12 protein-coding genes and 1 pseudogene are annotated in these 11,466 nt (G+C 65.7%); 11 read left to right on the top strand and 2 right to left on the bottom strand.

Features of this window, described 5'->3' with window-relative positions; genetic code table 11:
• Positions 1-117: 117 nt before the first annotated feature.
• On the bottom strand, positions 118-1,329 hold the full coding sequence (locus ABT245_RS39895; RefSeq protein ID WP_351744166.1) for an NAD(P)/FAD-dependent oxidoreductase: 1,212 nt from the start codon (positions 1,327-1,329) through the stop codon (positions 118-120).
• A gap of 298 nt (positions 1,330-1,627) precedes the next feature.
• On the opposite strand from ABT245_RS39895, the gene ABT245_RS39890 reads away from it, so the two are divergent.
• The 11 genes from ABT245_RS39890 to ABT245_RS39840 all read left to right on the top strand — a co-directional run bounded on the left by ABT245_RS39890 (position 1,628) and on the right by ABT245_RS39840 (position 10,759).
• Positions 1,628-3,316: a PucR family transcriptional regulator gene (locus ABT245_RS39890; protein ID WP_351744163.1), complete on the top strand. Its 1,689-nt coding sequence runs from the start codon at positions 1,628-1,630 to the stop codon at positions 3,314-3,316.
• A gap of 215 nt (positions 3,317-3,531) precedes the next feature.
• Positions 3,532-4,005, top strand: coding sequence for a MaoC/PaaZ C-terminal domain-containing protein (locus tag ABT245_RS39885; protein ID WP_351744160.1), 474 nt, complete (start codon positions 3,532-3,534; stop codon positions 4,003-4,005).
• On the top strand, positions 4,002-4,454 hold the full coding sequence (locus ABT245_RS39880) for an acyl-CoA thioesterase (RefSeq protein ID WP_351744157.1): 453 nt from the start codon (positions 4,002-4,004) through the stop codon (positions 4,452-4,454). The genes ABT245_RS39885 and ABT245_RS39880 overlap by 4 nt, the downstream gene beginning before the upstream one ends.
• A gap of 189 nt (positions 4,455-4,643) precedes the next feature.
• Entirely contained in the window at positions 4,644-5,417 is a 774-nt protein-coding gene (locus ABT245_RS39875) for an amino acid ABC transporter ATP-binding protein (protein ID WP_351744154.1), read from the top strand.
• Positions 5,417-6,067, top strand: a complete 651-nt coding sequence (locus tag ABT245_RS39870) for an amino acid ABC transporter permease (protein ID WP_351744151.1) — start codon at positions 5,417-5,419, stop codon at positions 6,065-6,067. The genes ABT245_RS39875 and ABT245_RS39870 overlap by 1 nt, the downstream gene beginning before the upstream one ends.
• A gap of 2 nt (positions 6,068-6,069) precedes the next feature.
• The gene (locus tag ABT245_RS39865; RefSeq protein WP_351744148.1) at positions 6,070-6,786 is read left to right on the top strand and encodes an amino acid ABC transporter permease; all 717 of its coding nucleotides are present in this window, start codon (positions 6,070-6,072) and stop codon (positions 6,784-6,786) included.
• Positions 6,783-7,640, top strand: coding sequence for a substrate-binding periplasmic protein (locus ABT245_RS39860; RefSeq protein WP_351744145.1), 858 nt, complete (start codon positions 6,783-6,785; stop codon positions 7,638-7,640). The genes ABT245_RS39865 and ABT245_RS39860 overlap by 4 nt, the downstream gene beginning before the upstream one ends.
• Positions 7,640-7,972 (top strand): hypothetical protein, encoded by a 333-nt coding sequence (locus tag ABT245_RS39855; protein ID WP_351744142.1) that lies wholly within the window; start codon positions 7,640-7,642, stop codon positions 7,970-7,972. Before ABT245_RS39860 ends, ABT245_RS39855 begins: the two co-directional genes overlap by 1 nt.
• Positions 7,969-8,865 carry a nitrilase-related carbon-nitrogen hydrolase gene (locus tag ABT245_RS39850; protein ID WP_351744139.1) on the top strand — a complete coding sequence of 299 codons (897 nt, stop codon included), beginning with the start codon at positions 7,969-7,971 and terminating at the stop codon, positions 8,863-8,865. Before ABT245_RS39855 ends, ABT245_RS39850 begins: the two co-directional genes overlap by 4 nt.
• A gap of 53 nt (positions 8,866-8,918) precedes the next feature.
• Positions 8,919-9,686: an aspartate/glutamate racemase family protein gene (locus tag ABT245_RS39845; RefSeq protein ID WP_351744136.1), complete on the top strand. Its 768-nt coding sequence runs from the start codon at positions 8,919-8,921 to the stop codon at positions 9,684-9,686.
• A 14-nt stretch (positions 9,687-9,700) separates the two neighbouring features.
• Positions 9,701-10,759: a tartrate dehydrogenase gene (locus tag ABT245_RS39840; protein ID WP_351744133.1), complete on the top strand. Its 1,059-nt coding sequence runs from the start codon at positions 9,701-9,703 to the stop codon at positions 10,757-10,759.
• Positions 10,760-10,838: 79 nt separating this feature from the next.
• On the opposite strand, the pseudogene ABT245_RS39835 reads toward ABT245_RS39840, so the two are convergent.
• Positions 10,839-11,466: pseudogene (locus tag ABT245_RS39835) on the bottom strand ((Fe-S)-binding protein); the annotation flags it as partial.

Below are 11,466 nucleotides of genomic sequence, written 5' to 3'. Positions count from 1 at the left end.
CGTCGGTGAAGAACACAGGAACGTGGTTTCTGCGGTCCGCACGGAAAGTGATACGTGGCTTCATCGTTCACGGAGGCGGGTCTCCGCCGCGATCGGAAAGCCCGAAGATCTACAGGATCACTCCCGGTCGTGCAGCCGAGGCCGGTCCATGGCGAGATGCTCGCGCAGCGGGTCCGATTCGCCGACGATCATCTGGGCGAGGATCTCCCCGCAGACAGGACCGGTCGCCACCCCGTAGGAGTGGCCGGTGTTGACGTAGATGCCCTCGATACGGTCCACGATGGGCAGTTGGTCGCGGGTGTGACCGACCAGGCCCGCCCACAGACCGGTGACACCGAGTTCGCCCAGGCGTGCGCCTCGATCGAGGGTGGTGTCGATCATGGCCTGGGTCGCCGACATGCTGATGTGCGGATTGAGGGAACCGGGCCCGTCGAAGCTGTTGCCGATCAGCAGTGCGCCCTCGGTGTTCTGCGCGAGGGTGTCGTCGTAGCCGAAGCCGTCGTCCGCCCCCGTCGGCCGCGGAGGCGCGAACACCCGGGGGTCATAGGACGGCAGGTCGGTCAGCGCTCCGCAGGAGGCCACGCCCCGTGGACCGTGCAGCACGGCTCCCGGGGAGTACGCGATCGGCTGGGTGACCATCTGGCCCACCCGTGAGGTCACGATGGGGAGGTCGATGCCTTCCGATCGCAGATTCACCGACCAGGCACCGGTCGCCCACACCACTCCGCCGGCGTGGATGTCGCCACGGACCGTGCGGACACCGATGACGGTGTCACCTTGCCGCAGTGTTCCCAGAACCGCTGTGTTCTGAAAGACACGAACACCGCGACGCAGGCAGGCGGCGCCGAGGCCGCGAGCGAATGCCTGGGTGTCGATCTGCGCGTCGTCGGGGCAGTAGACGGCGCCGATGGCGGACTCGGGCAGCACGTTGGAGTGCTTGAGTGCCTCGCGGGGCGTGACGAAGGAGACGTCGAGACCGACCGCACGACGATCCTCCACGTAGTCGTCCAGTACGGCCTTCTGGGCTTCGTTCTCGTAATAGAACAAGCCGCCGTTGCGGCGGAACTCGAAGGTCGGGCCGAGTTCCTCCTCGTAGGCGGCGTAGTGTTCGAGGCCGCGCCGGGCGAGCTCCAGCTCGCAGCCGCTACGGCGAAGCTGCAGCCAGAGGGCGCCGGGGTTGCGCCCAGAGGCGCCGAAGGCGAACATCCGCTGCTCCGCGATGACCACGTCGTAGCCGCGCCTGCTCAGCTCGAACGCGGCGCACAGACCGACGATCCCGCCCCCGACCACAACGATGTCGGCCGTGTCGAGCGCCCGGAGCCCGTCCATGCTGCCTCCCTGTGTGCCCATGATCGAATCAGTCGCGCGAGGTCCCCGATCATCTCACCAGGGCGCGCCGCAGGCCGCCGGAGGCGGCGCCCCATCCTTGCTGGTCCCCTCGCACCACCATAGGCAGACGCGATCAGAAGTCGTATTGGAATGCTCCCGATCACGAGGTGCCCACATTGATAACTATTACAAGCAGGACAAGACTGGATGCTGCCTAGGCTGGCCGGATCGCGAGGGTGTGTAGACAGGCAGGTGAACAGATGCTCCCGGACTGTGTGGGGACCTTCACATGACAGACATGGCGACTGAGTGCACGCTCGGGGACCTCCTCAGGAGTGACCGGCTGGGCCTGACCCTGCTCGTCGGCACGCCGCACGCCGACTCTCGGGTGATCCGGGGTGCGCAACTCCTGCTGGGCAATGACTTGAGCAGCCACCAGGACGACATGGTGCTGGTGAGCGTGCACCGTCCGGAAGACGGCGCCTCGCTCCTCACCGGTCTCTCCGAGGTGCTCGATCTTCCCGGCTCGCGCATCATCGTCACTTGGCTGCCGCAAAACGGCACGTCGGAAGGGCTGGAGGCGGCCGCGGGTCAGCACATCCTGCTGGGACTGCCCGCCGACGGCGATCCGGCGGAGCTGATCTGCGAGATCGCCAGGGCGACCACTCTCGTCGAGAAGACTCTCACCGGACGGCTCACGTCCCTGCAGCGCTCGCTGACCCAAGCACTGGCCGAACCGGTTCCCCTCAAGGCCCTCACCTCTCGTGTGGCCAAGATGTGCAACGCGGTGGTCACCGTCATCGGTGCCGCCGGCACAGCCGAGTACCCCACCGGTCCCCTTCCCCTGTCCCTGTTGATTCCCGAGATCAGCCGCACCCAGAGTGACTCCCAGACCTTCGCGGTCGGCGGCTGGTACGGGATCGCCGTAAGAGTCGCCACCAGCGCGTCCACGGGAGAGAAGGACGGCTGGCTGCTCGCCACCAGCCGACGGGCGTCCTTTCCCGACCGCTACTCAGAGGCGGCCGTGTACATCGCGGCCTCGCTCGCGGAGACGAGCTTTCACATCGACATCGCCGCTCAGCAGCAGGAGAAGGCCGTACGCAGCGCCGTCCTGGAGGAGGCGTTGGCGATGCGCCTGGAGCGCCAGAACACCGAACTGGCCGGCCGTATGGCCTCCCTGGGGATCTCCTTCGAGCAGGAGACCCGCATGATCTTCGCGGAACTCCAGCACGCCCGCTCCCCTGCCCGGGAGATGTCGGCACTTGAGAACCTGTACTTCCATCTGCAGCGTCATCTGAACAGCGACGGCATTCCGCACCTGCTCGTGCTCCGGGAGAACGCCGTCGTGGGGCTTCTGCAGGCCTCGGCCTCCACCGTCAGACGCACATTCGTCAAAGTGGGCCAGCCGTCCGAGGACTTTCTGCTCGGCATCGGCCGCAACGCGGTCGACGTCGGCCATGTGGTCGACTCCTACCACGACGCCCAGCTCGCCGTGCGATTCCTGCGCCGCGAGGACACCACCCGGCGAAGCATGTCGAACGAGGAGTTCGACTTCGCGACCCGTCTCTTCTCCGATGTGGGTCTCGACAAGATGGGCGAGTGGGCGAACGAACTGCTGCGGCCGCTGGAGGACAAGCAGACCATGCTGCTCACGCTCTCCACCTACTTCGAGCACCGGCAGAACATCATGGAGGCGGCCGATGCGCTGTCGGTCCACCACAACTCGCTCAGATACCGCCTGTCGAAAATAGAGTCGACCCTGGACCTCAGCTTGCGGGACCCGGCCGCGGTGTCCTCGCTCTTCCTGGCCCTGACCGCGTTGTCCATGGTGGAAGCGCAGTCCCGCGCCCAGCGCGGCATCACTCCGGGTGCGAGGACCGGTCAGACGGCGATGGCGCGGGGAGCGGAGGCCGAGGGGGCCGTCTTCGACGAGGCCGGGCGGGGTCTTGCCGAGCGTTTCGGTGCGGCCGTGGGTCCGGAACGCTGACCGCCGACCGTCGCTCCGCCCCTGCCGGCTTCGCTCCCGAAGGCTTGGGAGCGAAGCCCGCTTGTTTCTGATCTTCCGATCCGTCTCTGCTCTGGAAATCTCCCGCATACGAAGCGGCTCTTTCGGAACGAGACCAATGGTGCCACCCGACATCGGAGGCGAGACTGGGATCTGTTACCGCTCAGGACGGGCAATAAACTGGAAAGTTGAGGCATATGTCCCTGTTGGAAACAGAAGTCGCCGCGCCCGGTCTGCACTTCGACGATTTCTCGGTGGGCCAGAGCTGGGTCACTCCCGCTCGCACCATCACCGAGGCTGACGTCGTCGCGTTTGCGGGAATATCCGGCGACTTCAACCCGCTGCACACCGATGAGGAATTCGCGAAGAACACACAATTCGGCGGCCGAATCTTTCACGGACCGGGCGTCTTCGCCGTGGCCACCGGGCTTGAGTCCCGACTGGGCATCAAGGACGGCACGGCCATCGCCTTCCTCGGCATGAACTGGACCCTCAAGGCAGCTGTACGGATCGGCGACACGATCAAGGTTCACCAGCAGGTCGCCGAAATCCGACCCTCCTCCTCGAAGCCGGACCGGGGAATCGTCACCTTCGACGTCCAGGTGACCAACCAGAACGACGAGGTCTGCCAAGAAGGCCAGTGGATCGTCATGTTCAGGAGGAAGCAGTGACGAACGCCGGCCCCGACGGCATCTGCGTCGGCGCCGACTCGCGGGCAGTGCCCTCGGCATTCGTCCATACGCATCGCGTGCGGTACCACGAGGCGGACGCGCAGTCGTTTCTCTTCAACAGCCGCTATCTGGAGATCGCCGACGTGGCGATGACGGAGTACTTCCGTCATCTGGGCTGGCCCTACGACAAGCTCAACGCATCGGGTGTCGATCCGTCCGTGGTCAGCGCCCAACTGCTCTTCAAGGCTCCTGCGTTCTTCGATGATGTCCTACAGGTCCAGGTGGCGTGCGTGCGGATCGGACGCACCAGCTTCGAGCTTGAGCTGAGCGTGATGCGCGACGCCGCGGAACTGGCGAGGATCAACATCGTCTATGTGAACGTCGACGCCGATACGGCAGCCGCCCGCCCGCTGCCTCCGGCCGTCGCCGCAGCCCTGACATCGGTCTGAAGCGACGCGCGACGGGGCGCGAGCTATCAAGTCGCGCCCCTGCGGGAAATGCGGCTCACATTCCTTGGACGTCTCACAGCGAGCCGCCACGCGAACCGGAATCCGACCAATGGATCGGCCGTCGGCATATCACTAGCGTCGCCTTCATCATCCATATGACGGCCAACTCCTCAAGGAAGTTGCAACGCGATGAGCACTATCAGTCCGGGCCGGCCCTTTCTGGAGGCCGAGGATATCAAAGTCGTCTTCGCGGGCAAGCCCGCGGTCAATGGCATCACCATGCAGGTTGATTCCGGAGAAGTAGTTGCCATCGTGGGTCCGAGTGGGTCGGGAAAGAGCACGTTTCTGCGGTGCATCAATCATCTTCAAGCGCCGACCTCGGGTGCCATTCGCGTGGACGGGGTCTCGGTGGTCGATCGCCCCGGCCGACACCCGAGAGCCCGTGAGCTGGCCGCGCTCCGCCGAAAGGTGGGCATGGTCTTCCAGTCGTTCAACCTCTTCCCTCACTTGACCGCGTTGGAGAACATCACGCTCGCCCAGGTCCACGCCCTGGGGCGCGGCAAGGAGGAGTCGCGGGAGCGTGCACTCGCGCTGCTCGATCGCGTCGGGCTCCGCAACCGCGCGGACCACCGGCCCACGCAGTGCTCGGGCGGACAGCAGCAGCGCATCGCCATCGCGAGGGCCCTGGCCCTGGAGCCAAAGGTCATGTTGTTCGACGAGCCGACGTCGGCCCTCGACCCGGAGCTGGGCGCCGATGTCCTGGGGGTCATGCGGGACATGGCCGCCACCGGCATGACCATGATCGTGGTGACGCACGAAATGCAGTTCGCAGAGGACGTGGCCGACCGGGTCGTCTTCATCAGTGACGGTCTCATTGTCGAGGAAGGTGAACCGTCGAAGGTGCTGCGGTCGCCGCAGCATGAGCGGACGCAGCGTTTCCTCAAAGCCGTTCTGGACCGCTGATGAACATCACACAGCACTTCCCGATGCTGGTCGACGGGATTCAGTACACGCTCCAGATCACGTTCGCGGCATTCCTCATCGGACTTCTGTTGGCCATCCCGATCAGCGCCCTGCGGCGCTCGCGTCTTCTGCCGCTGCGCGCCCTGGGCGTCGGCTACGTCGAACTGCTCCGGGCGATTCCCCCTCTTCCCTGGTTGTTCCTCGTCTTCTTCGGCCTGCCCGAGTTCGGCATCACCATGGATCCGGTCGAGGCGGGCATCCTCGTATTCGGTCTCATCTCGGCCGCGTACCTGTCGGAGATCTACCGGTCCGGGTTCCGTGCCGTCCCCACCGGGCAGACGGAGGCAGGTGAGGCGCTCGGGCTCAGCAGAACCGTCATCTACCTGCGTGTACTGATCCCGCAGGCGGTCAGGACCATGATCCCGCTGGCGATCGCCTACCTCATCGGTCTCCTCAAGGACAGTGCTGTCGCGTCGGTGATCGGGGTCCAGGACATCTCCGCGCTCGCAGTGGTGGAGAACCAGCGCACGGGCCAGGGCCTCGAGGTATTCATCAGCGCCGCCGTCCTCTATCTCGCGCTCAGCGTCCCGGTGGCCGTCGCAGGACGGTGGCTGTCGCACCGTCTGGAGCCCGTGAAGGCGAGGACCTGACAATGAACACCCTGTCGGAATGGTGGGACACCCTCCCGAGCCTGTTGCCGGGACTCAAGGTCAGCTTCGAACTGCTCTTGGCGACCATCCTGATCGGCACGCCACTCGCCATCGCCCTGGCCCTCGCCCGACGCAGCCGGCGTGCAGCCGTGCGATGGCTCGGCATCGTCCTCATGGAGATCGGCCGGGGGATTCCCTCCCTCGTGCTCGTGTACCTCGTGTACTTCGGTCTGCCCGATGCCGGAATCCGTCTGGAGGCCATCTCCGCGGCTTCGATCGCCCTCGGGCTGAACTTCGCCTCCTACACATCCGAGGCGTTCCGTTCCGGCCTCGACGCGGTTCCCGTCGGCCAGTCGGAAGCGGCACAGGCTCTGGGCCTGAGCAAACGTGTGGAAATGCAGCGGGTCATCCTGCCGCAGGCCATGCGGATCGTCACGCCCCCACTGATCAGCTGGGTCATCGTCTACTTCCAGACGACCTCCGTGGCCTTCGCGATCTCCGCCCCCGAACTGATGAGCACCGCGCACTCCATCGCCTCCGCGAACTTCAAGTACATGAGCACCTTCGTCCTGACAGGGCTCATCTACGCGTTCTTCTCCATCCCCGGTTCTCGACTGGTAGCGGCACTGGAGAAGAAACATCACTCACCTCCGAAGACGACGTCCCTCCTCGTGTCGGCCATACGTCGGCGCAGACCCGAAAAGGTGGAGAATTCATGAGAACCGCTCGTCCCCTCTTCATGGCCACAGCCGCTGTCTCGGTTCTGGGCCTGCTCACCGGCTGTAGTGGCGGCTCGTCGTCCTCGACCGCCACCAGCGTCAGCAAGGACTGCAAGCCCAAGTTCACCTTCCCGACCATCAGCAAGGGCACTCTCACCATCGCCGCGCCGGAAGCCCCGCCGTACTTCAGCAACGCGGGCGGCAAGCAGTCGGGCATTGATCTGGAGACCCTCAATCAGTTCGCGAAAGACGCCTGCCTCAAAGCGTCCTGGAATGTGATTCCGGCCGCCGGCGACATCGAGGCCGTCCGAACCAAGCGGGTCGACATCACGGCCGGCGGGTGGTACGCCACACCCGATCGCGGCAAGGTCGTCAACCAGTCCGATCCGGTATACGTCGAGCTGCCGACCATCCTCTCGAAGAGCGCGACATCAGACGCGAACGCGCTCAAGGGCAAGACCGTCGGCACGGTCACCGGTTACGCCTGGGTGCCCGATCTCAAGAAGCTGTACGGCGACAAGCTGAAGGAGTACCAGAGCACCGACGCGGCGCTCTCGGACCTCGCCACGGGCCGGACCGCCGCCGCCGTGCTGGGCGGTATCGACGCGCCCTACCTCGTATCGCAGAGCGCGCGCTTCAAGGACATCGTCGCCAAGACGATGCGCCCGACCGCGGCCGTCGCCGTCTCCGAGAAGCCGTCCCTGCCCAATTACCCGCACACCAAGGGCAACGACGAGCTGACCGCCGCCCTCAACAAGGAGCTGGCCGGGCTTCGTTCCTCCGGCCGGATCGCGGAGATCCTCAAGAAGTACAACATCGACCCGAAGCTGGCCGACGTAGAGAAGTACCGGTGATGCAGGCGAAGACATCGGCGACGCTGTCTCGACAAACCGGCGCGGAGAAACATGAAAGGCCGGCCACCATCGACGGTGACCACGAGCTGACCTATGGTGAGCCGATCGGCCTGATGAACCACAGGGCCGCCGCGCCGGCTGTCGTGGCCGACGATCCCGACTCGTTCGGCCGCGCAGCGGCCGCCGCCCACTGCTCGGGCCGGCCGGCCTCCTGCACGGTGCCGGGCGCCTGCGTCCTCGTCCCCGAACCGCCCCAGAACACCACCGCGGACAAGGTGGGCCGCCGCCAGGTCGCGTCCGCTCTGCAGAAAGCAGGAGTCGCCTCGTCATGAGCACCTTGAAGATCGCCACCACCCAGTTCGAGCTGCGGGCCGAGCGGTCGTCGGACCATTTTCTCGCGCACATCGAGGGACTTGTGGCAAAGGCCGCCGAGCAGGGCGCCGAACTCATCCTGTTCCCGGAACTCGCCAGCACCGGTCTGCTCGGTGCCATCACCGACCACACCGTCACGACGAAGACGATCCAATCGGACTACTGGAACGTCCTGCCCGCCTTCACCGACGACATCGTCGCCGGTCTGCGGCGCATAGCGGCCGAGCACGACATCATCGTCGTCGGCGGCAGCCACAACCGCGTCGCCGAGGACAAGTCCTTGCGCAATACCGCCTACGTCGTGCACCCCGACGGTCGGATCGAGTCCCAGGACAAGCTCCATCTCACCCCCCAGGAACACGATCTCGGCGCGCGAGGCGGCGACGACCTCCTCATCACCAAGATCGGCCCGTTCACCGCCGGCCTGCTGATCTGTGCCGACATCCAGTACCCCGAGCTGTCGCGCCACCTGATGCGCAAGGGCGTGGACCTCATCCTGTGTCCGTCCCTCACCTGGAACCGGCGCGGAGTCCACCGCGTGCGCACCGGCTGCCAGGCCCGCGCCATCGAGAACCAGCTCTACGTCGTCCATTCCCCCCTCATCGGCCACAGCGGCCTTCCCGAGGACGCCCCCATGTACGCCGTCGGCAAGGCTCTGGTAACCGGTCCGGTCGACAAGACCGTCGGTAAGAACGACGGGATCATGGGCATCACGCAGACCACCGAGGAAGACGTACTGGTGGTGGACCTGGATCACGATCTCCTTCTCGCCTCGCGCGAGAAGCCGGAGGCCCCGGGCCTGAAGCTGCACCGACCCGACCTGTACGCGAAGCTCCTGTCGTCGACCGATTGACGCGCCCCCTGCTCCCCTTTTGTCCGCCCGCCTCGACCCACCTGGATGTCACCATGCGTATCTGCTTTCTGAACCCGTTCGGCACCCCCGCTTACGACCAGTTGATCCAGGACGTGCTCACACCCTCGCTCCAGAGCGGCACCGAGGTCGAGGTCCGCCACCTCGACATCGTCCCCGAGAACATGGACTACTTCGCGGCCAAGCACCTGGTCGAGGTCGGCATCATGAAAGCCGCCGTCCAGGCCGAGAAGGACGGCTTCGACGCGTTCGTCATCGGTTGCTGTTACGACCCGGGCCTGACGCAGTGCCGCGAGCTGGTCAACATTCCCGTAGTGGGACCGCTTGAGGCATCGATCATGAACACCCGCCCGTTCGGCCACCGCTACGCCGTCGTGACCGACCATCACAAGGCGGCCACCGAGATCGCGGACCGCGTCCGGATCTACGGCCAGGAGCAGAACTGCAAGGCCGTCTCGCACGTTGGCTGGTTCATCTACGACATGATCAAAGACCCGGCCGTGGTGGCCAAGGACGCCTACGACACCAGTCTGCGCATCATGAAGGAGACCGGCGCCGAGACGGTGGTCATCGCCTGCACCATCGTCTCCGCCTGCTACGAGATCACCGCGGCGAAGGACGAGAGCCTGCGCGGCATCTCCGTCATCGACCCGAACATCATCGCTGTCAAGCAGGCCGAGATGCTGGCAAGCCTCAACGCCGTCGGTCAGTACCGTATCGCCCGCACCGGCTACTACCAGCAACTGGCGACCCACAGCCCGGAGCAGGCGGAAGAGCTGTACGCTCTTTTGACCGAGAAGTGAGGGGCCGCGGCCAGATGGGTGCTTCGTACGTCGTCGATGTCATCGCGGGTGACGGCATCGGCAAGGAGGTCGCGCCGGCGGCCATGCGGTGCATCGACGCCGTGGCCCGCGACGAGGGTTTCACGATTCGCTGGCGTGAGCGCGACTGGAGTTCCGAGCGTTACCTCGCGGACGGGCGGATGATGCCCGAGGACGGTCTGGAGCAGCTCGCGGACGGCGACGCCATCTTCCTGGGTGCCGTCGGTACGCCCGAGGTACCCGACCATGTCACGTTGTGGGGTCTGCTGATCCCGATCCGGAGGGCGTTCCTGCAGTACATCAACCTGCGTCCGGTGCGGCTGCTGCCCGGCATCGTGTCACCACTGCGCGATGCGCAGTCCCTGGACGTCGTCCTCGTACGCGAGAACGTGGAAGGCGAGTACTCGGAGATCGGTGGCCGGGCCTACCGGGGACTGCCACAGGAAATGGCCACCCAGCAGGCGCTGTTCACCCGCGCAGGTGTGGAACGCACTGCCCGCTACGCGGCCGAATTGGCGCAGACGCGGTCCGGGTCGCTCGTGTCCGCCACCAAATCCAACGGGATCATCCACTCGATGCCGTTCTGGGACGAAGTCGTCTCCGAGACCGTCGCCCGGTACCCGGGGCTCCGGCTGGAGTCGGTCCTGATCGACGCCCTGGCGGCACGCGCCGTTCTCAAGCCTGGAACGCTCGACGTGGTCGTCGCTTCGAACCTGTTCGGTGACATTCTCTCCGACCTGGTGGCCGCCCTCGCCGGCTCCATCGGTGTGGCCCCGAGTGCCAACCTCAACCCGAGCAGAGAACACCCCTCGATGTTCGAGCCCGTCCACGGCTCCGCCCCGGACATCGCGGGCAGGGGCATCGCCAACCCCGTGGGCCAGATGTGGGCCGGCGCGATGATGCTCGACCACCTGGGAGAGGCCAAGGCCGGCCGGCGCCTCACGGCCGCCTTCGAATCGGCCCTGGCCGATGGCGTCCGGACCCGGGACCTGGGGGGAACGGCGACGACCGCAGACTTCACCGACGCTGTGCTGAATCGGTTGCGCCGCGCCTGATCCCCGAACTGCATGCCCGAAACAAGGGTTGGGCATGGGGACGTCGGTGGCCGTCGGCGCTTCGATCACCTCAGGCCACCGGTGTCTTGACGGAGTCGAGGAGTAGTTGGGCGACGTCCACGACCTGGATGGATTCCTTGGCCTTGCCTTCGTTCTTCTTGCCGTTGACGGAGTCGGTGAGCATGACGAGGCAGAAGGGGCAGGCGGTGGAGACGATGTCCGGGTTCAGGGAGAGGGCTTCGTCGACGCGTTCGTCGTTGATGCGTTTGCCGATCCGTTCCTCCATCCACATGCGGGCGCCGCCGGCGCCGCAGCAGAAGCCGCGTTCCTTGTGCGGTGCATCTCCTCGTTGCGCAGGCCCGGGACCCTGCCGATGATCTGGCGCGGGGGTGTGTAGATCTTGTTGTGGCGGCCGAGGTAGCAGGGGTCGTGGTAGGTGATGAGGCCCTCGACGGGGGTGACGGGGATCAGTCTGCCCTCGTCGACGAGGTGCTGGAGGAGCTGGGTGTGGTGGATGACCTCGTAGTCGCCGCCGAGTTGCGGGTATTCGTTGGCGAGGGTGTTGAGGCAGTGCGGGCAGGTGGCGACGATCTTCTTCGCGGCGCGGGGTTTCCTCGACTGGGGGGTGGTGTTGCCGTCGTCGTCGAGTTCCTCGCCGAACGCGGTGTTCAGGGCCATGACGTTGTCGGTGCCCAGTTCCTGGAAGA

It is taken from the genome of Streptomyces sp. NPDC001508 (genome assembly GCF_040298665.1).
GTDB lineage: Bacteria > Actinomycetota > Actinomycetes > Streptomycetales > Streptomycetaceae > Streptomyces.
The sequence above is the reverse complement of the archived record's forward strand: the minus strand, read 5'-3'. Positions and strand labels throughout refer to the sequence as shown.